A 25,246-nucleotide genomic window follows, 5' to 3' on the forward strand; every position below is an offset into this window, starting at 1 on the left:
AGTGGAGCTGTATCATATTTGCTAGATTTCTGACCGCTGTTATAGGGCAGAAGTGAGCAAGAGATCTCTTCGCTGCTAGATATGGTGACAAAGCATAGGGCTTTGACATGACGAATGAAGTGCCCAATTGTAAAATGAATCTGTCGGTTACGCTGGCCGACCAACATATTTTGAATAATTAAGCAAGGCGGGGCGCAGGTTTGTCGTCTCGCCAAGCTTTCTACACATACTGTTTTTTAGGGAAAGACCTAACAGAGCAGAAGTGTTCTAGATATCGGAGGCAAACAAGTTTGTCAGATTGTCGCACAAGGAATATGACAAAACTTGTCGAATTTGTTTACGATAAAGAAGCTTCGGCTTACGAAAGAACCTGATAGCATTTTCAGCGTAGAACCAAACCTGTCATGATTCGTTCAAAGCTCATTGCTGAGGTTGAAAAAAATGAGTCAGGAAAGATACCGCTTTCTCGGAAAAGTCAGTGCGAAGCGGTGTGCCAATAGTAAAGGAGAAGATGTATAAAGATGCAAATTGATAAATTAAGGGGCAAAAGCTTAGATCAGCTATTCAACTCCATCTTATCCCTTAAAGACCTGGAAGAATGTTATCGATTTTTTGATGATTTGTGCACCATCAATGAAATCCAATCTTTATCACAGCGTCTTGAAGTAGCGCGTATGCTTCGCGAGGGAAATACGTATCACAAAATTGAAACGGAAACAGGTGCAAGTACAGCCACTATCTCACGTGTCAAACGCTGCTTGAACTACGGAAATGATGCCTATACGATGGCACTTGACCGCGTAGCAGAGCAACAAGCAACGGACGAAACAAAATAAAGCAGCTTTCACTGCAAACATTCTTTATGATTTGTCGTTTTGAAGTTGAACAAAAAGAGCCATTTCATTTGAAATGGCTCTATTTGATGTCATCAAGTTCTCCCATAAACCATCGTTCACCTTGATAGGACACTTCATCGTCATCAGTGATCACTTCCTTAAAACCGATGGTTTACATATTTTGCGCAACAGATAAATCCCATTCTTTTTGAATATTTCTCTGATCGGAAAGGGGAAGCCATGTCTGATACTCATCTTGTCTGTTGAAGAAATCTTTCACATAAGAATTCCCTTTAAACACAATGATTTGTGAATGCCATAATTCAGGTAGATCGACTGCGACCACGACACGATATATGTCCCCGTCGTTTGGTTTCAAATCAATGAGATGCTCAGCTCTATTCAATAGAGTTTGAATGCATAGACGTTTGATCTTTTTCGGTGTTCTGTTGGAAGTCATAAAATCATAAGCAGCTGGTAAAGGCAGGTGCCAGTAGTCAGTAACATTCGCCGGAAACGACTGCGTATTTGCGTTCATTTCTTTTATGATCTGTTGAGTCTTTCGTTTCATACCGCGGACCTTTTCAAGCTAGACAGACTGCTCTGTGCCGGAGAACATAGGGACTTCACTTGTCTGGCCGTTTTCTTGTCTAAAAATAATATGTTTTTCGTTAAAATGAATAGGTGATTCGATTCCAGCTGCTGCGCATAAATTAAACAAACCTTCTCTAAGGGACAGGATATAATTGCAGACGCGGTATTTCTTTTCTTCAATGGATAAACCTTTTTGCAGCTTTGGATCTGTGGTGGCAACCCCAACAGGGCATTTATTCGTGTGGCATACTTGCGCCCGAATACAGCCAACCGAGAACATCAATCCTCGTGCGATATTCACAAAATCTGCTCCCATGGAAAGGGCAATGGCGATTTTATCAGGGGAGAGAAGTTTACCAGACGCAAACAGCTTGAGTTGATCTCGAACCCCGTATTTCTTCAAAATTTGATGGACCATCGGCAGTGCGGTGAAAATGGGCAGGCCGGCGGAATCAGCCAGTTCATGAAAGGAAGCACCTGTGCCACCTTCTCCGCCATCCACTGTAATGAAATCAGGATGTTTTCCGCTTTTTTTCATATAGAGAGCAAGCTCCTCGATATCTTCTTTATGTCCAACAACTAGCTTGATTCCAACTGGTTTTCCGCCGATGTTTCGCAGTTGTTCAATAAAATCAAGCATGTCAGGAATGGAGTGAAACATCTCGAACCGGTTCGGACTGTCAATGGATTGGTGCGGCGGCAGTTTGCGGATTTGGGCAATTTCTTCTGTGACTTTTTCACCGTCAATGTGTCCCCCGCGTGTTTTCGCTCCTTGTGCTAGCTTAAGTTCAAAGGCTTTTACTTCATCATGCTCACTTTTTTTCTTAAACTCTTCAAATGAAAATGCGCCATCCTCTGTTCGAACCCCAAATAAACCAGGCCCAATCTGGCAAATGATATCGGCGCCCCCTTTGAGATGGTAAGGCGAAAGCCCGCCTTCACCTGTGTTCATCCATGTGCCGCCAGCCATTTTTAAGCCGGAGGATAGAGCCGTAATCGCCCGGTCGCCTAAGGAGCCGTAGCTCATGGCTGATTGACCAATCAATCCCTTGACGCGGAAGGGTTTTTGGCATGTATGTTCACCAATGATTTGTACATCTTCTTCATGGAGATAATAAGGTTTTGCTTCAACTTCTTTCGTATGTTCACTTCTTCTAAGTAAATTATCTTGATCAATTTGATACACTTTTGTTTGAATGTTTTCTGATTGGTCGATGCGCAATTCATCTCGCTGCTTTGGAAAGAGGACGTTTCGAATGTAATAACCTGGCTTGTCAAAATCACGTTTTGAACCAAATCCCATTGTCCGGCTGTTGTATTTTCCAGACATGACGGCCTGCTCGTATTCTCTTCTTGAAAAAGGAAGTTCCTCTCGATCATTGAGAAAGAGATATTGGCGAAGCTCAGGTCCTATTTTTTCAAAAATGAACCGCAATTTTCCAATGACCGGATAATTCCGCAGGACAGAGTGTTCTTCTTGTTTTTCATCTCTCATCCAAATCCATAGTAATAGCACGACAGGTACGATCAAACAAATCACAATAAGTGCGCCTATGACAATGAAAGTCGTTGTCATCCATATCCCCTCTTTTCTCTTTCATTGTTGTTGTTATTCCACTTTTCGGTCAAAGAGAAACCACATGGCAAGAACAACATACTGTGACGTTTAGAAATGAAAAGGCAGGGTAACTTAAAAATAAGATCAAAAGGGGAGGGAACAAACATGAATAAGCGTCCAAATACGTATGTACTTGCTGGATTAGGAGTTGGAGGTGCTGTGTTATTAGCGGTTAAAAATAAACAGCATCTGAAGAAATGGATCAGCATGTTCCGATCAGATGAAAAGGTTCCTGAAAAAGCTGGTCACCCTGATCCGTTAGATATTCAAGACAACAAGATGGTCGATGAAGGGGCCATGACATCTGTTCATTATTTTAATGAAGTGAGACAATAGCTTTAAAAAACCGTTTTGAATCAATCAAAACGGTTTTTTCTTGTTTTTCTTTTGACATGATATTTAAGAGGATCGACAATGGTAAAACCAATCAGTCCATTGTGATCAGGCGTTGAGAATTGAAATTCAATGCCCGATAAATGATAGGTTGAGAGAACTTCCTGATCCGTAAAACGTAACGAAAGCTCGTCCTCATAAACGGGTGTGTGCTTCAACACCTTGGCTTCTTCTGCAAATAACTCCAGCCCAGCCACTCGGCCCTCTTTGTCGATGTCTACGTTCACACATTCATTCACGTCTAATTCAATGGTTTCTTTGATTGTCCCGATTCGAGGCGGGATGAGATAGATGTATCCGATGTTGATCGTTTGATCATATGTGATGGTTCTTTTCAAATCATTCACCTGCTTGGTCGATAGTCAAATGTTCCTTTCATGTATAATATCATGTGATGAGATGAAGTAGCTCTCATTTCAGTACAGTATCCATCTATTGATCTCCCTCAGTTCCTCTTGAAGTGGCGTTTTTCATATAATCTCCATTCACTTCGCCTAAAGTGAAAATCGACTATTTTCAAAAGAATGAAACTTTTAGCTGAAGGAGGTTACCCATTTTTTGCGGTGTCTGATTTTGTTATAATATTTAAATGGAATGAAACGAATGGAGGAACGTTTTTCATGTATGATGTTACCGAGTGGAAGCATGTCTTTAAACTCGATCCAAATAAAGAGATTTCCGATGAACAACTTGAAGCAATTTGTGAATCCGGTACGGATGCCATTTTAATTGGCGGCAGTGACAACGTGACAGAAGACAACGTGCTGCAACTGATGTCAAAGGTGCGCCGCTTTCTTGTGCCATGTGTCCTTGAAATCTCGACACATGAGATGATTGTGCCTGGCTTTGACCTGTATTTTATCCCCACTGTGTTAAACAGCGCTCATCCTGATTGGATTGTTGGTCTGCATAAGGATGCGATGAAGGAATACGGTGATTTGATGTCAATGGAAGAGATTGTGCCGGAAGGATATGTCATCTTAAACGAAGAGTGTAAAGCGGCTAAGCTGACAGAGGCAAATACGGCACTGGATATAGATGACGTAAGGGCTTATGCGAGAGTGGCAGAGCACTTGATGAAACTGCCCATCTTTTACTTAGAATACAGCGGAACGCTTGGAGACATAGAGCTTGTGAAAGAAACCAAAGCAGTGCTACATGAAACGGTTCTATTTTATGGCGGCGGTATTGAAAGCGAACAGCAGGCGAAAGACTTTGCACAGCATGCAGACGTTGTCGTCGTGGGAAACGTCATTTATGACAATTTTAAAGAAGCGTTAAAGACAGTCGACGCAGTGAAAAAGTCATCATAGTCAAACAAGACGAAACGGGTTAAAATAGAACATAAGTTCGAATTGGCGGTGAATGAAATGAATGAAATATCGAATCATCTATTAGAAGGGCTGAATGACGCGCAGAAAGAAGCGGTCAAAGCAACAGACGGGCCGCTGCTACTGATGGCAGGAGCAGGTAGTGGAAAAACACGAGTGCTCACGCATCGAATTGCGTATTTAATGGCAGAAAAGCATGTGGCACCGTGGAATATTTTAGCGATTACCTTTACAAATAAAGCAGCAAGAGAAATGCGTGAGCGTGTACAAGCCATTTTAGGGCCTGGTGCGGATGACATTTGGATCTCTACGTTCCACAGCATGTGTGTGCGCATTTTACGACGCGATATTGACCGTATTGGTGTGAATCGCAACTTTTCTATATTAGACACATCTGACCAGCTTTCAGTCATTAAAAACATTTTAAAAGAACGAAATATCGATCCTAAAAAGTTTGATCCACGTAGCATTTTAGGGTCAATCAGTAGTGCAAAAAACGAACTCATTGACGCAGAGGAATACGCTAAAACTGCTGGTGATTTCTATGATCAAGTGGTCAGCGACGTCTACACAGATTATCAAAAACGATTACTCAAAAACCAATCACTCGATTTTGATGATCTTATTATGATGACGATTCGTCTGTTTGAGCGGATCCCTGAAGTATTAGAACACTATCAGCGAAAATTCCAATACATTCATGTCGATGAGTATCAGGATACAAACAGAGCGCAGTACATGCTTGTGAAATTGCTCGCTCAGCGTTTTCAAAATATATGTGTGGTCGGTGACTCGGATCAGTCTATCTATCGCTGGCGTGGAGCGGATATTACAAACATTCTTTCCTTTGAAAAAGATTATCCGTCCAGTGAAGTGATTTTGCTTGAGCAAAATTACAGATCGACTAAACGTATTCTGAATGCTGCAAACACGGTCATTCAAAACAATTCAAACCGTAAGCCGAAAAACCTTTGGACAGAAAATGACGAAGGAGCGAAGATTGCCTATTACCGAGCAGATAATGAATTCGGTGAAGGTCAATTTGTCGCTGGAAAGATTCGTCAGCTTTATCAGAGCGGCAAGCGTAAGTTATCTGATTTTGCGATCCTCTATCGAACGAACGCTCAGTCACGTGTCATAGAGGAAACGTTAATGAAGGCGAACATTCAATATAACATTGTCGGCGGCACGAAGTTCTATGACAGAAAAGAGATCAAGGACATTTTGGCATACTTACGCCTTGTGGCAAATCCAGATGACGATATTAGTTTTGCACGCATTGTCAACGTACCAAAGCGTGGAATTGGGGCGACTTCTGTTGATAAAATTGCCGCATACGCAGAAATGAATGATCTCTCTATGTTTGAAGCACTTGGTCAGGTGGATTTCATTGGACTCAGTGCAAGAGCAGCCAATGCACTTGATGAGTTCAAGCAGCTCATTGATCAAATGACAAATATGCAGGATTATTTATCTGTCACAGAATTAACGGAAGAGATCCTAGAGAAAACAGGTTACCGTGAAGCGCTGAAGATCGAAAAAACGATTGAAGCACAAAGCCGTTTAGAAAATATTGACGAGTTTCTATCGGTCACTAAAAACTTTGAAGAACAAAATGAAGATAAATCACTTGTCACCTTCCTGACAGACCTCGCCCTTGTCGCAGACATTGATAAGCTGGATGAGGCTGAGGAAGAAGATCAGGATGCGGTCATTTTAATGACGCTTCACGCAGCAAAAGGACTTGAATTCCCTGTTGTGTTCTTAATGGGAATGGAGGAAGGCGTCTTCCCGCACAGCCGTTCATTAATGGAAGATGCAGAGATGGAAGAAGAGCGCCGTCTTGCTTATGTAGGGATCACACGGGCCGAAGAAGAGCTTTATTTATCAAGTGCAAAAATGAGAACGTTATTCGGCCGGACGAACATGAATCTGGAATCACGATTTATCAGAGAAATACCAGCTGATTTATTGGACAACCTAAATGAGAAAAAAGAAACGAAAACACCGTTTGGCCAAACGAGAGAAAGACCGCAAAGACGAGGGCCTGTCTCACGTCCACAAACGCAAACCATTCAAAACACAGGCGGCGGCAGCATTGGCTGGGCTGTCGGTGATAAAGCCGCTCATAAAAAATGGGGCGTTGGCACGGTTGTGAGTGTAAAAGGTAGTGGAGATAGTACAGAGCTTGATATTGCCTTCCCAAGCCCTACAGGCATTAAGCGTCTCCTTGCCGCCTTTGCGCCAATCGAAAAGCAATAAACTGATAGGACTGACAAAACGGATGAAGTGAAAGGAAGAAGCAGATGGATAAAGAAGCAGCGAAACGCCGGATCGAGGAACTACACCAGATTTTGAATCAATACAACTACGAATATCACACACTGGATCGTCCAAGTGTTCCTGACGCTGAATATGATGCGCGGATGCGTGAGCTGATCTCTCTGGAGGAAGAATACCCTGATTTAAAAGCTGCGGATTCACCCTCGCAAAGAGTAGGAGGTGCTGTTTTAGACGCCTTCCAAAAAGTACGTCACGGCACACCGATGCTCAGTCTCGGCAATGCGTTTCATGAACAGGACCTTCTTGATTTTGACCGCCGGGTTCGTCAAGCAGTCGGTGACGACGTCGCTTACAATGTCGAGCTGAAAATTGACGGACTCGCTGTTTCTCTCCGTTATGAAAATGGCGTGTTTGTACGGGGTGCCACGCGGGGTGATGGGACAACAGGTGAGGATATTACCGAGAACCTCAAAACCATTCGTTCCATCCCGCTCAAAATCAATCGGCCTCTGTCGATTGAAGTGAGAGGCGAGGCATTTATGCCAAAACCTTCTTTTGAAGCCCTTAACGAAAAAAGATTACAAAACGAAGAAGAGCCGTTTGCGAACCCGCGTAATGCGGCTGCTGGCTCACTTCGTCAGCTCGATACGAAAATTGCAGCGAAACGAAACCTTGATATCTTCGTCTACAGTATAGCGGAGCTTGATGAAATTGGTGTTAATACGCAAAGCGCAGGACTTGATCTTCTCGATGAGCTTGGCTTTAAAACGAACAAAGAAAGACGGATGTGCCAAACCATTGAAGAAGTGATCGACCTCATTGAAACACTGAAAACAAAGCGTGCTGATTTCTCATACGAAATCGATGGCATTGTCATTAAAGTCAATTCATTGGCACAGCAAGAAGAACTAGGCTTCACAGCAAAAAGTCCACGCTGGGCTGTTGCGTACAAATTTCCGGCCGAAGAAGTCGTGACGAAGCTGATTGATATTGAACTAAGTGTGGGGCGTACTGGCGTCATCACCCCAACAGCGATTCTTGAGCCTGTAAAAGTGGCAGGAACGACAGTGCAGCGTGCTTCTCTTCATAATGAAGATTTGATCAAAGAGAAGGATATCCGCCTTTTTGATCAAGTGATTGTCAAAAAAGCGGGCGATATTATCCCAGAGGTTGCAGGGGTCCTTGTTGATCAGCGAACAGGAGAAGAAAAGCCGTTTCACATGCCGACTGAATGTCCAGAGTGTCATAGTGAGCTGGTCAGAATTGAAGGAGAAGTGGCGCTTCGGTGCATCAATCCACAATGCCCCGCTCAAATACGTGAAGGACTCATTCACTTTGTGTCTCGTAATGCGATGAATATTGATGGGCTAGGCGAGCGAGTCATTACACAACTTTTCAAAGAACAGCTTGTCTCTCGTGTATCAGACCTTTACCGTTTAACAAAAGAAGAGTTGATTCAGCTAGAACGAATGGGCGAAAAGTCAGTCGATAATTTACTGCGTTCGATCGAGCAATCGAAAGAAAACTCTCTTGAACGGTTATTATTTGGACTTGGTATTCGATTTATTGGTTCTAAAGCAGCGAAGACGTTGGCTATGCACTTTGAGGATATCGATCAGTTAAAACAAGCGACGAAAGAGCAATTACTTGAAGTAGATGAAATTGGTGAAAAAATGGCCGATGCAGTTGTCACGTACTTTGAGAAAGAAGAAATACTAGATCTGCTAAATGAACTAAAAGAACTTGGTGTCAATATGACCTACACAGGGCCAAAACCGGTGAAAGTAGAAGAAAGTGATTCCTACTTTGCAGGAAAAACGATTGTGCTGACGGGGAAATTAGAAGAAATGTCTCGTAATGATGCAAAGGCAGCGATCGAAGCATTAGGCGGCAAGTTAGCAGGTAGTGTAAGTAAAAAAACAGACTTAGTCATTGCCGGCGAAGCAGCTGGAAGTAAGCTGACAAAGGCAGAAGAACTCAATATTGAAATTTGGGACGAAGCCAAAATGCTCGAGGAGCTAAAGAAATAAGAGGAGTGTTTTCTATTGAAAAAGTTGCTATTGCTGCTGACAATGCTCACACTGGTATTGTCAGCGTGTGCACCTTTTGGGGGAAAGGATGAGGAAGAGGTCACACAAAAAACGGATGAAACGAAAGAAACAGCGATCATCCCAATGTACAACATCTCTGATTCCTATTACAAAATGGTGCTGCCGTTTAAACAAGGAGCGGCAAGAGGACTAACTGCAGAGCGTCTCAATACACGCTTAGACATTGATGAATTTGAAACAGGACTCATGCGCCTGGCAACAGAATCATTCAATACAAACGATTATCTGTTCCAAGAAGGACAGCATTTAGATGAAGATACTGTTCTCAGCTGGCTTGCCCGCAAAAAAACAGGCAGTGATCTGAAAAAAGCTGAAAAAGAAGACAAAGACTTTAAGAACTTAGGCTTAAACCCTGCTCTTCCAAACTCAGGTTCAACAAAGTCAAAAAATGAAAATAGTCCAATCTACTTAGCTTCCATGCTAGAGCATAATTACTTAATCAGAAAAGATAAAAATAGCTTACAGCTTGGCGGGGTTGTTATCGGTCTTGCGCTTAACTCTGTCTATTATTATCGCGAAAATATCGGAGATCCTCAGCAAGAGGTGACCATCGATTCATCGAAGAATTCAAAGAAACTTTTAGCAGAGGGCGAAAAAATTGCGGAACAAGTCATTAAACGACTTCGTCAAATGGACGGACTGCAAAAAGTCCCAGTCATGATTGCTCTTTATAAACAAGCACCAAAATCATCTATTGTTCCAGGAAACTTCATCGCTAAAACCGATGTAAAAGCAGGATCAGCTGATATTGGCAGTTGGGATACGATTAAAGAAGAGAATGTCTTCTTCCCTTCAGATAATGCCAAGAGCAGCTACAAAGATGATTCAGAGCGATTTGACCGCTTCAAGACAAAGGTAGAAGACTACTTCCCGAATTACACGGGTGTGGTAGGCAAAGGTTTCTATAAAAACGGGAACTTGCAAAAAATGAAAGTAGAAATTCCAATGCAATTCTACGGCAAAACAGAAGTCGTGGCATTCACGCAATACTTAACAGGTGAAGTCATGGATTACTATAAGAGCACCAATATAGAAATCAACATCACCTCTTCTGATCAGCAAGAAGCCCTCATCACAAAAAATGCTGAAGATAAAGAACCAACGGTCCATATATATGACTAAATAAAAACCGCCTTTTGGCGGTTTTTAGCGTGTAGACAAACCTCGCATTCTTTGTCAGTCCTGCGTGCTGGTGCTCACGAATGTGAAATTCGCTCCGCGCCAGTACTCGTCCTTCCTAGGGCTGCAAAGGTTTTCATCACGCTGAAAAGAAGACAAAGGGCTAAAATCAAGTTCATTTTCGCCCTTTGTCAACAATCTGAAAACCGCCTTTTGGCGGTTTTTTTATTTCTAATTAGAGGAATCTTTCAACTTTTGTCAAAGTATGTGAAGAAACCAAAAGGAAAGGCAGGTATGTTGATGCTCGTATAAATGCTGATTACCGTCATGTATAAGTAAAAAGACGATAAAAGGAGAATCAGCATGCATAAAGAAGTAAAAGCACGATACGATGAACAAATGGTCTTAAAGAAAGCGGCTCTACTCTATCATTTTCAGCCAGAACAGGTCACATTTCTAGCCGATGCAGAAAATTATGTGTATGAATATACGGATGAAAAAGGGTCGAGTTATATATTGAAAATTACCCATACCATTCGTCGCTCTCGCACATATATTTTAGGAGAAATGGACTGGATTCGGTATTTATCTCAACATGGAATCTCAGTAGCTAAACCGGTTTTATCCACAAGAGGAAAAGATGTTGAAGCGATTCCCGATCAAGCAGGAGGCGCTTTTTTGCTGAGAGTGTACGAAAAGGCGCCCGGCAGAAAAGTGACCGAAGCAGATTGGAATGGACAGTTGTTTCAAGCGTTAGGAGCCTATACTGGGCGTATGCATCAAACGACTAAACAATATCAAGTGAAAGATCCTCGCTATAAGCGTCAAGAGTGGTATGAGGAGGAGCAATTAAAGCTTGAAACGTATATTCCTTCTGATCAAACGGTTGTGTTGCAGCGAAAAGATGAACTGATGCAAAAGCTTCACCAGCTCCGAATATCCAAGGATGTCTATGGACTGGTGCATGCGGATTTACATCACGGGAACTTCCATTATCATCAGGGAGAAATCATTGCATTTGATTTTGATGATTGTGGGTATCACTGGTTTATCAACGATATGAGCATTTTGCTATACAACGTTCTTTGGTATCCGGTGATTCCGTATGAGGATAAAGCTGAATTTACGGGTGAATTTATGAGTCATTTTCTCAAAGGCTATCGACAGGAGAATGAGCTTGATGACGCATGGCTGGCGACAATACCAGATTTCCTTATGCTGCGTCATATGCTTATTTATGGGCTTTTACATCAAGCATTTGATCTCCAAACACTAAGCGCTGACGAAAGTGCCATGCTGGCGCGTTTTCGAAAGGAGATTGAGGACAAAACCCCAATTACGCCTTTTGACTTTCATCAGCTAACAACATAAATCAAAAGCCCCTTGCTGTTTCACATAGCAAGGGGCTTTTTACCCTAAACCGTATCACACTTCACACCAACAACGCCTTCTAAATCTTTAATATCAAAGTACACATCGGTTGTATAGCGGTCTTTATGTACGCGAACACGTACTTCCATGATCGGATAGTCTTTTTCCTTTAAATCATCAATACGTACAGAATGAATACGAATATTGAGTGCTTTCATTTCTTTTAAAATCTCTGTCATGCGGTTTCGGTCAGAAAGTGACATTCTGATGCGGATTTCTTTTTCCTGTAAGCGAATGGGTCCAATCCGCTGGAAGAGCCAAGGTAAAAATTCCACACTGACAAGAATAAAGAAAAGACTGAGGAAGGCTTCTTTATAAAAACCTGCACCTGTTGCAACCCCAAGTCCTGCTGCTCCCCAAATCATCGCAGATGTCGTAAGACCTGAGATGACGTCATTGCTTTTGCGAAGAATCACACCTGCTCCAATAAAACCAACACCAGATATAATTTGCGCCGGTAACCTGAGTGGGTCCATTTGAAGCTTAGAGACTCGAGGGAAATTGTAGGCTGCATCAATGCTGATGATGGTTAATACGCAGGAGCTGACAGCAATGACAATACACGTTTTCAGCCCAAGCGGCTTTTTCTTAAGTTCGCGTTCAAGACCGATGATCAAACCGATTAAGGTGGCAACGGCTAATTTTAAGACCGTATCCCATTCAATTGTCCAAAACATGCGTATCGCTCCTTTCACTTCATGTACGTTTCACATCATGTATATGATCTTCTCACAGCCCATATGGCTGCACAACTTCTATTTTATTCAGAAACGGGAGAAAGAAAAGCATTTTATTTAAAAATAAAGAGAGTCATCCGCATAATGCAGATGACTCCTCATGTCTGGTTATTTTGTTTCTTCTTCGAGATGGTCTTCCATTTTGCTAAATAGCTTTTTAGAAGCTTTAGACGGTTTATTTGTTAAGAGGCTGACAATAATAGCAGTCAAACCACTTAAAATAAATCCAGGAACCATTTCATACAATCCAGTCGTGTTGTTTAAGCCTGTTGAAATCCAAACGAGAACGACAACAGCCCCAACAATCATTCCGGCTAAAGCGCCATGATGATTCATTCGTTTCCAGTATAGACATAACAAGATGACGGGACCGAATGAAGATCCAAATCCAGCCCAAGCATAACCGACAAGGTCAAGAATGGTATCACTTGGGTTTAGAGAGAGACCAATGGCAACAATCGCTACGACTAGTACAGAGATACGTCCAATCATCACAAGTTCTTTGTCAGAGGCTTTTCTTCTAAAGAATGTACGGTATAAATCCTCTGTCATCGCACTTGCAGTGACAAGCAGCTGAGAAGAAATTGAACTCATAATCGCAGCTAAAATGGCAGAAAGTAAAAATCCAGTAATATATGGATGGAATAACACTTTAGAAAACACAATAAAGATGGTTTCTGGGTCTGCCAAAGTGGTGCTTGTTTCATGAACATACGCCACGCCGACTAAACCGACAGATAGTGAACCAATGACAGACACAATCATCCAGCTCATACCGATACGACGTGCTGGCTTTAAATCTTTTACAGTCGTAATCGCCATAAAGCGAACAATAATGTGCGGCTGTCCAAAGTAACCGAGTCCCCAAGCGAGGAAGGAAATAATGCCAATGACGCTCGTTCCTCTAAAAATATCAAGCAATTTAGGGTCAATCTGTTGAATATCATTGAATGTGGCAACAGGTCCACCTAATTGAGTAAAGGCAACGATCGGCACGAGCACTAATGCTAAAAACATAATAGCTCCTTGAACAAAATCAGTTAAACTAACTGCCAAAAAGCCGCCGAATAGTGTGTACAAAATCACGATACTAGAAGTTAAGATTAAACCAAACATATAATCAGCACCAAACGCTGATTCAAATAAGCGTCCGCCTGATACCATACCTGATGAGGTGTAAAGTGTAAAGAAAATCATAATGATGACAGCTGAGACAGCTTTCAATAAAGTAGATGAGTCTTTAAACCGTTTGTCAAAAAAGTCTGGAATGGTAATCGCATCATCAGCAACTTCTGTATACGATCTCAATCGTGGCGCTAGGAATAGATAGTTTAAGTAAGCCCCACTAATTAAACCAACAGCAAGCCATCCAGATGAAAGACCGGTTGTATACATAGCGCCTGGAAGCCCCATCAGCATCCACCCACTCATATCAGCTGCACCAGCAGATAGAGCCGTTACATAAGGACCTAACCCGCGTCCGCCTAACATATAATCATTCAAGTCATTTGTTTTTCTGAATGCATACCAGCCAATGGCAAGCATTCCAATAAAATAAATAGATAGAGAAATTACAATCTCAATACTCATGTTTCCATATCACCTTTTTCGTATTAATTTGACATCACCTCAATCAAAATATACAAAGAACAGCCTATTGATTGTCTGCTCACTGCTATGGTTACTTAACCTATCAGAGTATTCCCGAGTGATCAACCTTCTTAAACATCCTCATCATACAAAAAAATACGTGTATGCGTGATAAGCGTCTATATGTAAGCGCTTACTAAATTAAATAAAAGAAAAAATTTTCTGAAAAATAAAAAGTCAGCTTGATGAATATTTTAGACAATAGTGGACAAAGCCTTTCTGGGCGACCTCGTAAAGTTGCTTTAGAACAGTAAAATTTGATATGATAAAGTGTATATGACTTATGATCATGACCACGAACACGTATCATTTTTGGAGGTGAACCTGCATGTCAAGAATTTCAATAGAAGAAGTAAAGCATGTTGCGCATTTGGCACGGCTTGCGATTACAGAAGAAGAAGCTGAGATGTTTACAGAACAGCTTGATAGCATCATTTCATTTGCAGAGCAGTTAAACGAGGTGGATACGGAAAACGTTGAACCAACAACACACGTATTAAAAATGAAAAACGTCATGAGAGAAGATGTTCCGAATAAAGGTCTTTCCATTGAGGCAGTCATCAAAAACGCGCCTGATCATAAAGACGGCTATATTCGTGTGCCATCAATTTTGGACTAAAGGAGGCCTGAGGCATGTCACTGTTTGACCACAAAATTTCTGAATTAAAAGAGCTTTTACATAAAAAGGAACTGTCTGTTTCTGATTTAGTGGACGAGTCTTATAAACGAATCCATGAAGTAGACGGGAAAGTACAAGCATTCCTAGCGCTGGACGAAGAGAAAGCACGTGCGTACGCAAAAGAATTGGACGAGGCCGTTGGTGAAAAGGACGAGCTTGGTCTATTGTTCGGTATGCCGATCGGTGTCAAAGATAACATCGTGACGAAAGATTTACGTACAACGGCATCAAGTAAAATCTTGCAAAACTTCGATCCTATTTACGATGCAACCGTTGTGAACCGCTTAAGAGAAGCGGAAGCTGTCACAATCGGTAAATTAAACATGGACGAATTTGCGATGGGATCTTCTACGGAGAACTCAGGCTTCAAAGCAACGAAGAACCCGTGGAATTTAAACACAGTTCCAGGTGGGTCAAGTGGTGGCTCAGCAGCATCTGTTGCAGCTGGAGAAGTACCATTCTCTCTTGGATCAGATACAGGCGGCTCCATTCGTCAGCCGGCATCATTCTGTGGTGTTGTTGGTCTTAAACCAACGTATGGCCGTGTATCTAGATACGGTTTAATCGCATTTGCTTCATCATTAGATCAAATTGGGCCGATTACGCGTAATGTTGAGGACAATGCATATGTTCTTCAAGCGATTTCTGGTGTTGATCAAATGGACGCAACGAGTGCAAATGTCGATGTCCCAGATTTTCTTTCTTCATTAACTGGCGACATCAAAGGCTTGAAAATCGCTGTGCCAAAAGAATATCTTGGCGAAGGTGTTGGCGAAGAAGCAAAAGAGTCTGTTCTTCAAGCGTTGAAAGTATTAGAAGGACTTGGTGCCACATGGGAAGAAGTATCTCTTCCGCATTCTAAATATGCGCTTGCGACTTACTACTTGCTTTCATCTTCAGAAGCATCTGCAAACCTTGCTCGTTTTGACGGTATTCGCTATGGCTACCGTACAGACAATGCAGACAACCTGATTGATTTATATAAAAATACCCGTTCTGAAGGCTTTGGAGACGAAGTCAAACGCCGCATCATGCTTGGCACATTCGCTCTAAGCTCAGGATATTACGATGCATACTATAAAAAGGCACAAAAAGTCCGTACGCTGATCAAAAAAGACTTTGAAGATGTTTTTGAAAAGTATGATGTCATTGTAGGACCAACAACACCAACTCCGGCATTTAACATTGGTGAAAAGACAAGCGATCCACTCACAATGTATGCAAACGATATTTTAACGATCCCTGTTAACCTTGCAGGCGTTCCAGGAATCAGTGTGCCTTGTGGATTTGCAAATGGTCTTCCGTTAGGACTGCAAATCATCGGTAAACACTTTGATGAAGGAACCGTTTACCGCGTGGCTCACGCTTTCGAACAAGCAACAGATCATCATAAAGCAAAACCTGAACTGTAAGGGGTGAATCAGAATGAACTTTGAAACGGTAATTGGACTTGAAGTCCACGTAGAGCTCAAAACACAATCAAAAATTTTCTCAAGCTCACCGACGCCTTTTGGTGCGGCTGCCAATACGCAAACAAGTGTCATCGATCTTGGTTATCCAGGCGTACTGCCTGTGCTGAACAAAGAAGCGGTGAACTTTGCGATGAAAGCAGCAATGGCACTGAACTGTGAGATTGCAACTGATACAAAATTTGACCGTAAAAACTATTTCTATCCTGATAACCCAAAGGCGTATCAAATTTCTCAATTTGATAAACCGATCGGTGAAAACGGCTGGATTGAAATTGAAGTAGACGGCAAAACAAAACGAATTGGTATTACACGTCTTCATTTGGAAGAGGATGCAGGAAAACTGACGCACACAGGCGACGGTTATTCACTCGTCGATTTCAACCGTCAAGGTACACCACTTGTTGAAATCGTATCTGAGCCTGACATTCGTACGCCAGAAGAAGCGTATGCTTACTTAGAAAAATTAAAATCCATTATTCAATATACAGGCGTCTCTGACTGTAAGATGGAAGAAGGCTCACTTCGTTGTGATGCCAACATTTCTCTTCGTCCAATCGGCCGTGAAGAGTTTGGAACGAAAACAGAGCTCAAGAACTTGAACTCATTCGCATTCGTCCAAAAAGGTCTTGAATTCGAAGAAAAACGTCAAGAGCAAGTATTGCTTTCTGGCGGCTTGATCGAACAAGAAACTCGCCGCTATGACGAAGCGTCTAAAAAGACGATCCTCATGCGTGTCAAAGAAGGCTCTGATGATTACCGCTACTTCCCAGAACCAGATTTGGTGGAGCTGTATATTGATGACGAGTGGAAAGAACGCGTAAGAGCATCCATTCCAGAGCTTCCAGACGAGCGCCGCAAACGCTACATTGATGAACTTGGACTTCCTGCATATGACGCAATGGTACTGACGCTGACAAAAGAAATGTCTGATTTCTTTGAAGCGACCATTTCAGAAGGTGCTGAAGCGAAGCAAGCATCAAACTGGCTCATGGGTGAAGTATCTGCTTACTTGAACTCGGCTCAAAAAGAGCTGGAAGATACGAAGCTAACGCCGCAAGGACTGGCTGGCATGATCAAGCTCATCGAAAAAGGAACGATTTCTTCTAAGATTGCCAAAAAGGTATTCAAAGAGCTTATCGAAAATGGGGGCGACGCAGAAACAATCGTCAAAGAAAAAGGACTTGTCCAAATTTCTGACGAAGGTGCACTGCTCAAACTTGTCACAGAAGCTCTTGATAACAACCCGCAATCCATTGAAGACTTCAAAAATGGAAAAGACCGCGCAATTGGTTTCTTAGTCGGACAAATCATGAAAGCATCGAAGGGACAAGCAAACCCACCGATGGTCAACAAGATTCTTCTTGAAGAAATCAAAAAACGCTAAATTGCAAAAACCGCCTCATGGAAGAGGCGGTTTTTGTTGATGGATATGACAGGGTCTTATCACAGATTCAGACCACCGCCGTATATCAATTCATTGGTTCTTTTTTTATAATGAAGCATAAGCTTTAGCACATATTCGAAGGGGATAAAGGTGAACTAAAGTGAACATCGCCACGTATTGTCATTGGAGGAATAGCTTCAATTGTTCCACAGCTCTTTGGACAGCGGAGTCCTCACACGTTTCTAAATTTGTCAGCATCCCTTGAATGACCGGCTTGCGAGGCTCATCTTTGGCCAATTCTTCTTCAATAACTTCAATGGATACAAGGGTATCATCCGAAAGCAGATGCTCAGATTTTAACAATCGAAGCTCTTCTTGAAGAGTAGCGGCATTTGGCGCTTCATCATCCCAAATGTTTTGCTTTAGAATCGGCTTCGCATGAGAACGGAGAAGCCCATGCACCAAATCATCAAATCGGTCGAGAATAAAGGATGAGAGCTCATCACATGATAATTGCATCTGATCTTGTAAAAGCAGTACCTGCACATAAGATTGGATGATTCCTTGAATCATGACTGACAGGTCAGTTATGTATGGTTCGATCTCCTGTCCATACGTGGTCAAAATAGAAATTTGGATTTCATCATTCATCTGCTTTTTAACCGTTTTGGAATACTTTTTAATTTGCTGATTTTCCGGAATAATGTTCTCGCTGAGGATCAAAATGATAAAATCCTTGTTCTCAGCAAAGTGCTGGAACTGTTCAGCGATTTGTTTCTGAAAGATATCTCTAGGCGCAAGATGCTGATTTTCTTTTCGAATCTTTTCAATACTTTGCATAGACGTGTCGATATAATATTCAAACGCTCTGTTGAAAAGCTGTTCTTTTGATTTGAAATGCAAATAAAATGCACCTTTAGAAATTCCGCATTCATCTGCAATTTCCTGAATGGTCGTAGAAGAAAAACCTTTTTTCGCAAACAACTGAATGCTTGCTTTAATGATTTTTTCTTTTTTTTCGTTCATGAAATAAGGCCCCTTCAGCTTTAGAATGTTACGTCAAACGCAAGTGAAATGGTTGACGGCATTGTATATCACCGTTTATTATGATATAGAATGACCAGTCAGTCAATACATAAAGGAAAATGGAGGACATAATGAATTCGATCATCAATTTTGTATTAAAGAACAAGTTCGCTGTATGGCTCATGACGATTATCGTAACAGTTGCTGGTCTATATGCCGGATTGAATATGAAACAAGAATCAATCCCGAATATCAACACTCCAGTCATTACGGTTTCTACAACGTATCCTGGCGCAACGCCGGACGAAGTATCAGATAAGGTGACAGACCCAATTGAGAAGTCGATACAAAATCTCAATGGGGTGAATGTAGTCACTTCTAATTCTTTTGAAAATGCCTCATCGATTCAAATCGAGTACGATTACAATAAAGATATGGATGAAGCAAAGAAGGAAATTGAAGATGCCATTAGCAATATCAATTTTCCAGAAAATGCAGAAAAACCAAAAATCACACGTTTTAGCATCAATGCGATTCCAATCTTAGCTCTAAGTGTCTCCGGTGATAAAGAATCATTACAAGACCTGACACAAAAAGTGGAAAATGACCTTATTCCTTCTCTTCAAAGCTTAGAGGGTGTCTCGTCTGTCGAAGCTTCTGGACAACAAATCAAAGAAGTAGAATTTTCTTTTAAACAAAAGAAATTGAAGGAATATGGTTTAGATGAAGAAACTGTCCAAAACATGATCAAAGGCTCTGATGTCAATGTACCTTTAGGGTTATACACATTTGGCAACAAGCAAAAATCAGTCGTAGTGGATGGCAATATTTTAAGTGTTAAAGATTTGAAAAACATGCGAATTCCTGTCACACCAAGTGCAAGCGCAGGAGCTGGTGCATCTGCTAGCGGCTCAGAAAATGCAGGTGCTCAAGGTACCGATCAGCAGGCTGGAAGTGCAAGTCAGCAGCAAGCAGCAGCAGCTCAGCAACAAACAGGTGCAGGTGCAGCAAGCGGTCAATCGGTAGAACTGCCGACGATCAAACTTTCTGAGATAGCAGATATTAAAGTCGTGAAAGATGCAGAATCAATTTCTAGAACGAACGGAAAAGACAGTATCGGTTTGCAAATTGTCAAAGGCTCTGATGCCAACACAGTGAGTGTAGCAGAAGCAGTCACAAAAGAACTTGAAACATTCAAAAAAGACAATAAAGGAATCAAAGTCAGCACGACATATGATCAAGCAGAGCCGATTAAAGAATCTGTCAGCACAATGCTGAACAAGGCGATCATCGGAGCAATCTTTGCGATCATTATCATCATGTTGTTCCTTCGAGATATCAAATCAACATTAATTTCGGTCATCTCCATTCCGTTATCCCTGTTGATTGCTGTTTTATTATTAAATCAGCTCGATATCACATTAAATATCATGACACTTGGTGCCATGACAGTCGCCATTGGGCGCGTTGTCGATGACTCGATTGTTGTCATAGAAAACATCTATCGACGAATGGCGTTAAAAGATGAACCGTTAAAAGGCAAAGCACTCGTTAGAGAAGCCACAAAAGAAATGTTTATTCCGATTATGTCTTCGACGATTGTCACAATTGCGGTATTCTTGCCATTAGCGCTAGTGGGTGGAATGATTGGTGAACTATTCATCCCATTTGCATTAACCATTGTGTTTGCTCTAATGGCTTCACTACTTGTCGCCATTACAATCGTTCCAATGATGGCTCACAGCCTATTTAAAAAGAACCTGTATGGCAAAGCGAAAAAGGTGAAAGAACACAAACCAAGCAAACTTGCTGGTGGTTATAGACGTGTACTCAATTGGACATTGAACCATAAATGGATCACGTCAGGAATTGCGATTTTGATGCTGATCGGAAGCTTATTCCTCGCACCACTTGTCGGTGTCAGCTTCTTACCACAGGAAGCAGAAAAAACGGCAATGGTGACATACACGCCAGAGCCTGGACAAACGAGAGAACAAGCCATTGCTGAAACGAAAAAGGCAGAAGATTACTTAATGAAACGTGATCATGTCAATACGGTTCAATATTCATTAGGCTCTTCAAATGCAATGACAGCAAGTGTTGGCGGAAACTCTAACGGTGCATTATTCTTCGTACAATACGACGAGGACACACCGAACTTTGATAAAGAAAAAGATCGTATGGTTAAAGCCCTTCAAGACAAAACGTCTAAAGGGGAATGGAAATCACAAGACTTCTCATCTGCTGGCGCAAGCAATACAGTGACGTACTATGTGTACGGTGACAAAGCAAGTGATATTGAAGGCACAGTCAAAGATGTCGAGAACATTTTAAAAGATGAAAAGAATTTGAAAAACGTCAGCACAAGCTTATCTGAGAAATATGACGAATATACGTTTAATGCAGATCAAGAAAAACTGGCGAAACTAGGCTTAACCGCTTCACAAATCGCACAGGCGATCGCTCCTCAAAGTAATGAAACAACGTTGACGAAAGTAACAGAGGACGGCAAAGAACTAGATGTGAAGCTTCAAACGGAAAAAGATGAATACAAGAGTAAAAAAGATCTAGAGAATAAAAAGATCACAACACCAACAGGACAACAAGTCCGAATTGGCGATGTGGTGAAAGTGAAAGATGGCACAACAGCAAACACTGTGACAAAGCGTGATGGGAAGATTTACGCTGAAGTATCTGGTGACATGACAACAGACGACGTATCAAGTGTGACACAAGATGTCCAGAAGAAAGTTGACAAGCTTGATTTGAAATCTGGCGTTACGATTGATACAGGCGGTGTAAGTGCGGATATTGAGGAATCCTTTACACAGCTAGGACTCGCAATGCTTGCAGCGATTGCGATTGTATACCTCGTTCTCGTCATTACATTTGGCGGAGGTCTTGCACCATTTGCGATTCTGTTCTCACTTCCATTTACGGTTATTGGGGCACTCGTTGGATTGTTTGTAGCGAAAGAAACCATCAGTTTAAATGCCATGATTGGATTGCTGATGCTAATCGGAATCGTTGTAACAAATGCCATTGTCTTGATTGACCGAGTGATTCATAAAGAAAAAGAAGGACTTTCAACAAGAGAAGCCTTACTTGAAGCAGGTACAACAAGATTACGCCCAATCTTAATGACGGCACTTGCGACAATTGGTGCATTGCTGCCACTCGCATTAGGTTTTGAAGGCGGAAGTCAGATCGTATCAAAAGGACTTGGCGTCACCGTTATTGGCGGTTTAACAAGTTCTACACTTCTCACATTGGTGATCGTGCCAATCGTGTATGAAATCTTAAGCAAGTTTAGACGTAAGAAAAAGTACGCTGAAGAAGAGTAAGAGGAAGCCCCGCTCATGAGCGGGGCTTCAGCGTGTAGACAAACACTTGCATTCTTTGTCAATCCTGCGTTCCGGTGCTCACGAATGTCAAATTCGCTCCGCGCCGGTACTCGTCCTTCCTAGGGCTGCAAAGGTTTTCTATCACGCTGAAAAGAAGACACAGGACTAAAATCAAGTTCATTTTAGCCCTGTGTCAACAATTTGAGCCCCGCTAATAAGCGGGGCTTTTTTATGATGAAATCTGACAAACCGCTTTTCTCATAAGCTCTTCAAAGGCCTCGAAAAAGGCATCCCGATCAACGTGGTCAATGACATGAATCGTCTTTCCATCTGGATGTTTTTCGGTACGTCCTTGTCTTGGTGTTTCGGTATAAACAATTGCATTCATTTCTTTTGAACGGGTAAATGAGGTGGAAGCAAGAGTAATCGTTGTCAGCACATCCCATAAGTAGTAAGTCGAGTTCGTTTCGTGATGAATGAGAGGCGGACAAAAGGCATAACATTGTCCAATAAAGTCAATCCCGATGTGAGAGCGAAGGGAAGCCCAGCGTTGACGGACATCGAGTGTGAGCGGGACTTGATTCGTGCTTTCCAGTGCGACCATTTCAATTGGAAAACGCTCTTGAAATACGGTGCTCACAGCATAAGGGTCCCAAAAAGCATTCCATTCTGCTGTTCCATCATGCTCGGGTTCTTCGACATTGCCTTTTTCAAGGAATGTGCCGCCCATCCACACCAGTTTCTCAATTTTATTTGAGATGGAAGGATCTTCTTCTAAGGCGCGTGCAAGGTCTGTGAGCGGTCCTGTAAAGAGCAGCGTAACAGGTTCGGTTGACTTTTTCACCGTTTCAATCAGGTGAAGATGTGCAGGAAGCTTAGATATTTTTGTATCAACAGCGCCTTTTTCATTTAAAATCGGCAGGGCATCTACATAAAAAGCATGCATACGCCATTCCTTTGGAAATGGATTCACACCTCTAGAATTGGAAGCGGCTACTTCAATCTCATATGGACTAAATCGATCAATAATTTTCTGAGAGGCGCTCAGCGCAGGCTCTAAATAACAATCAGCAGGAATCACAGATATCCCGATCACTTTCAGGTGTTCCATTTGAAGAAGCAGAAATAAGGACACGAGATCATCAACACCGCCGTCATGGTTGAAATAGACAGGCTTTTTCATGGCATACCATCCTTTTCATCGTTTTCTTTTATCTTATCAGAATGCTGATCTGCTGAGGGAAACGTACCGTGAGATTTCAAATATTAGGGGGGTGTTCTGTTGCCATTTTCAAATCTCATAGTATAATTAAAGGTTGTTAGTGGTGAAAATAGATTGCATAATGATAATAGGATGATGATGAATGAAACGTGCTCGAATTATATACAATCCGACATCTGGACGTGAACTCTTTAAGAAGAATTTACCGCAGGTTTTGCAAAAATTTGAACAGGCTGGCTATGAAACATCTTGTCATGCGACGACATGTGCAGGAGATGCAACACAAGCAGCCGAAAAAGCCGCACAGAGAGATTTTGATTTAATTGTAGCAGCTGGTGGAGACGGCACGATTAATGAAGTCGTCAATGGATTAGCACCGCTTGAAAAAAGACCAAAATTAGGAATCATTCCAGTTGGAACGACCAATGACTTCGCAAGAGCACTTGGCATTCCAAGAGAAGATATTTTAAAAGCGACAGATGCCATCATTGATGGTGTAGCAAAGCCGCTTGATATTGGTAAAGTGAATGGACAGTATTTCATTAATATTGCGGGAGGCGGCCGATTAACAGAGCTGACCTATGAAGTGCCTAGTAAGCTGAAAACCATGCTAGGACAACTTGCGTATTATTTGAAAGGTATGGAGATGCTTCCTTCCATTCGCCCGACAGAAGTCGAAATTGAATATGACGGCAAATTGTTTCATGGAGAAATCATGCTGTTTCTTGTTTCACTAACAAACTCAGTAGGCGGCTTTGAAAAGCTCGCACCAGATTCCATTCTAGATGACGGTATGTTTGACCTGATTATTTTAAAGAAGGTCAACCTAGCAGAAGCCATTCGAGTGGTCAGCCTTGCACTTCGAGGCGAGCATATTCATGATAACAATGTCATCTACGCAAAAGCGAATCGCGTGAAGGTAGATGTAAAAGATAAAATGCAATTGAATTTAGATGGTGAATACGGCGGCATGCTGCCAGGTGAATTTGAAAACCTGTATCGCCACATTGAATTTATTGTGCCAAAAGCAACAGCTGAAAAAATAGGGTGAAGATTGAACTTGGTTCCTTATGGCGACCAAGTTTTTCTTTGCAAATGAGGTGATAAAATTGGTGAAAATGAAACCGCCTGTTCAAAAAAATGAATACTACAATGTAACCTTCGAAGATTTAACGCACGAAGGTGCAGGAGTAGCGAAAATCGAGGGTTTCCCTGTGTTTGTACCGAATGCCCTTCCTGACGAACAAGGGAAAATCAAAGTCACACGTGTCAAAAAAGGATTTGCTTTTGGACGACTCATGGAGCTGACAAAGGAAAGTCAGCACAGGCAAGATGCGCCATGTCCTATCTATAAGCAGTGCGGAGGCTGTCAAATTCAGCACATGAGCTATGAAGGTCAGCTGCTTTTTAAACAGAAACAAGTAAAGGACGTATTGGAGCGGATCGGTAAGCTTGATATGAGCCGTGTAAAAGTTCATCCTGTACTCGGCATGGAAGACCCTTGGAATTACCGAAACAAAGCACAAGTACCTGTTGGTGAACGAGAAGGCGGACTTGTTGCAGGATTTTATCAGCAGCGTACCCATGAAATCATTGATATGGAAAAATGCTTGATCCAGCAATCAGAAAATGACGAAGTGGTACAGGCAGTAAAAGACATCTGCAATGCGTTTGGCATAAAAGCATATAACGAAGAGCGGCATAAAGGCTGGCTGCGTCATGTCATGGTTCGCTACGGCATTGCAACAGGTGAAATGATGGTTGTGTTTGTCACAAGAACGGCTGATTTTCCGCAAAAGCAACAGGTGATTGAGCAGATTATAGCACGCCTCCCACACGTTCGGTCAATTGTGCAAAACGTGAATTCAAAGAAAATAAATGTTATTTTCGGAGACGAAACAACCGTTTTATGGGGCGAAGAATACATTTATGACATGATTGGCGACATCAAATTTGCCATTTCAGCTCGCTCGTTTTATCAAGTGAATCCAACTCAAACAAAGGTTCTTTATGACA

General features: G+C 41.9%; 20 protein-coding genes. 13 read left to right on the top strand and 7 right to left on the bottom strand.

Features of this window, described 5'->3' with window-relative positions:
- The first annotated feature begins 521 nt into the window (after window positions 1–521).
- Complete coding sequence (locus LCD34_RS18755) at window positions 522–836, top strand: YerC/YecD family TrpR-related protein (RefSeq protein ID WP_007496879.1); 315 nt, start codon at window positions 522–524, stop codon at window positions 834–836.
- A 172-nt stretch (window positions 837–1,008) separates the two neighbouring features.
- Here the strand turns inward: LCD34_RS18755 and LCD34_RS18760 are convergent, their stop codons facing one another.
- Both LCD34_RS18760 and LCD34_RS18765 read right to left on the bottom strand, forming a co-directional pair.
- Entirely contained in the window at window positions 1,009–1,407 is a 399-nt protein-coding gene (locus LCD34_RS18760; RefSeq protein ID WP_224559847.1) for a DUF3916 domain-containing protein, read from the bottom strand.
- Between the two features lie 18 nt (window positions 1,408–1,425).
- Entirely contained in the window at window positions 1,426–3,006 is a 1,581-nt protein-coding gene (locus LCD34_RS18765) for an FMN-binding glutamate synthase family protein (RefSeq protein ID WP_081114584.1), read from the bottom strand.
- Between the two features lie 147 nt (window positions 3,007–3,153).
- On the opposite strand from LCD34_RS18765, the gene LCD34_RS18770 reads away from it, so the two are divergent.
- Complete coding sequence (locus tag LCD34_RS18770; RefSeq protein ID WP_019743748.1) at window positions 3,154–3,384, top strand: hypothetical protein; 231 nt, start codon at window positions 3,154–3,156, stop codon at window positions 3,382–3,384.
- Window positions 3,385–3,404: 20 nt separating this feature from the next.
- Here the strand turns inward: LCD34_RS18770 and LCD34_RS18775 are convergent, their stop codons facing one another.
- Entirely contained in the window at window positions 3,405–3,779 is a 375-nt protein-coding gene (locus LCD34_RS18775) for a DUF2283 domain-containing protein (RefSeq protein WP_224559848.1), read from the bottom strand.
- Window positions 3,780–4,061: 282 nt separating this feature from the next.
- On the opposite strand from LCD34_RS18775, the gene LCD34_RS18780 reads away from it, so the two are divergent.
- The 5 genes from LCD34_RS18780 (at window position 4,062) to LCD34_RS18800 (ending at window position 11,656) form a co-directional block, all read left to right on the top strand.
- Entirely contained in the window at window positions 4,062–4,754 is a 693-nt protein-coding gene (locus LCD34_RS18780; RefSeq protein ID WP_224559849.1) for a heptaprenylglyceryl phosphate synthase, read from the top strand.
- A gap of 57 nt (window positions 4,755–4,811) precedes the next feature.
- Window positions 4,812–7,034, top strand: coding sequence for a DNA helicase PcrA (gene pcrA, locus LCD34_RS18785; RefSeq protein WP_224559850.1), 2,223 nt, complete (start codon window positions 4,812–4,814; stop codon window positions 7,032–7,034).
- A 44-nt stretch (window positions 7,035–7,078) separates the two neighbouring features.
- Window positions 7,079–9,085: an NAD-dependent DNA ligase LigA gene (gene ligA / locus LCD34_RS18790; RefSeq protein WP_146271553.1), complete on the top strand. Its 2,007-nt coding sequence runs from the start codon at window positions 7,079–7,081 to the stop codon at window positions 9,083–9,085.
- Window positions 9,086–9,100: 15 nt separating this feature from the next.
- Window positions 9,101–10,288 (top strand): CamS family sex pheromone protein, encoded by a 1,188-nt coding sequence (locus tag LCD34_RS18795; RefSeq protein ID WP_008344253.1) that lies wholly within the window; start codon window positions 9,101–9,103, stop codon window positions 10,286–10,288.
- A 360-nt stretch (window positions 10,289–10,648) separates the two neighbouring features.
- Window positions 10,649–11,656 (top strand): phosphotransferase enzyme family protein, encoded by a 1,008-nt coding sequence (locus tag LCD34_RS18800; RefSeq protein WP_224559851.1) that lies wholly within the window; start codon window positions 10,649–10,651, stop codon window positions 11,654–11,656.
- Between the two features lie 44 nt (window positions 11,657–11,700).
- On the opposite strand, the gene LCD34_RS18805 is transcribed toward LCD34_RS18800, so the two are convergent.
- Together LCD34_RS18805 and putP are read right to left on the bottom strand one after the other, a co-directional pair.
- A complete protein-coding gene (locus LCD34_RS18805; protein ID WP_008344247.1) occupies window positions 11,701–12,393 on the bottom strand; it encodes an MgtC/SapB family protein in 693 nt (230 codons plus the stop codon).
- Window positions 12,394–12,561: 168 nt separating this feature from the next.
- Window positions 12,562–14,043 carry a sodium/proline symporter PutP gene (gene putP, locus LCD34_RS18810; protein ID WP_019743299.1) on the bottom strand — a complete coding sequence of 494 codons (1,482 nt, stop codon included), beginning with the start codon at window positions 14,041–14,043 and terminating at the stop codon, window positions 12,562–12,564.
- 388 nt (window positions 14,044–14,431) lie between these two features.
- Here putP and gatC point away from each other — a divergent pair, with 388 nt between their 5' ends.
- Genes gatC through gatB form a run of 3 tightly spaced genes read left to right on the top strand, consistent with a single transcriptional unit; the run spans window position 14,432 to window position 17,638 of the window.
- Window positions 14,432–14,722 carry an Asp-tRNA(Asn)/Glu-tRNA(Gln) amidotransferase subunit GatC gene (gene gatC, locus LCD34_RS18815; protein WP_003213898.1) on the top strand — a complete coding sequence of 97 codons (291 nt, stop codon included), beginning with the start codon at window positions 14,432–14,434 and terminating at the stop codon, window positions 14,720–14,722.
- Window positions 14,723–14,736: 14 nt separating this feature from the next.
- Window positions 14,737–16,194 (top strand): Asp-tRNA(Asn)/Glu-tRNA(Gln) amidotransferase subunit GatA, encoded by a 1,458-nt coding sequence (gene gatA, locus LCD34_RS18820; RefSeq protein ID WP_007496857.1) that lies wholly within the window; start codon window positions 14,737–14,739, stop codon window positions 16,192–16,194.
- 13 nt (window positions 16,195–16,207) lie between these two features.
- A complete protein-coding gene (gene gatB, locus LCD34_RS18825; RefSeq protein WP_007496855.1) occupies window positions 16,208–17,638 on the top strand; it encodes an Asp-tRNA(Asn)/Glu-tRNA(Gln) amidotransferase subunit GatB in 1,431 nt (476 codons plus the stop codon).
- Between the two features lie 180 nt (window positions 17,639–17,818).
- Here the strand turns inward: gatB and LCD34_RS18830 are convergent, their stop codons facing one another.
- A complete protein-coding gene (locus LCD34_RS18830) occupies window positions 17,819–18,664 on the bottom strand; it encodes a TetR/AcrR family transcriptional regulator (protein WP_017359798.1) in 846 nt (281 codons plus the stop codon).
- A 131-nt stretch (window positions 18,665–18,795) separates the two neighbouring features.
- On the opposite strand from LCD34_RS18830, the gene LCD34_RS18835 reads away from it, so the two are divergent.
- Window positions 18,796–22,008, top strand: coding sequence for an efflux RND transporter permease subunit (locus tag LCD34_RS18835; protein ID WP_224559852.1), 3,213 nt, complete (start codon window positions 18,796–18,798; stop codon window positions 22,006–22,008).
- Between the two features lie 229 nt (window positions 22,009–22,237).
- Here the strand turns inward: LCD34_RS18835 and LCD34_RS18840 are convergent, their stop codons facing one another.
- Complete coding sequence (locus tag LCD34_RS18840; protein WP_224559853.1) at window positions 22,238–23,191, bottom strand: nucleoside hydrolase; 954 nt, start codon at window positions 23,189–23,191, stop codon at window positions 22,238–22,240.
- A gap of 181 nt (window positions 23,192–23,372) precedes the next feature.
- Here LCD34_RS18840 and LCD34_RS18845 point away from each other — a divergent pair, with 181 nt between their 5' ends.
- Both LCD34_RS18845 and rlmD read left to right on the top strand, forming a co-directional pair.
- Window positions 23,373–24,281 carry a diacylglycerol kinase gene (locus tag LCD34_RS18845; protein WP_007496845.1) on the top strand — a complete coding sequence of 303 codons (909 nt, stop codon included), beginning with the start codon at window positions 23,373–23,375 and terminating at the stop codon, window positions 24,279–24,281.
- A 61-nt stretch (window positions 24,282–24,342) separates the two neighbouring features.
- Window positions 24,343–25,246, top strand: a 904-nt coding sequence (rlmD, locus tag LCD34_RS18850) for a 23S rRNA (uracil(1939)-C(5))-methyltransferase RlmD (RefSeq protein WP_224559854.1), incomplete at its 3' end; no start/stop codon positions are given.

Origin of the sequence: Bacillus sp. RAR_M1_44, from assembly GCF_020165935.1 — a bacterium.
Lineage (GTDB): Bacteria > Bacillota > Bacilli > Bacillales > Bacillaceae > Bacillus > Bacillus altitudinis.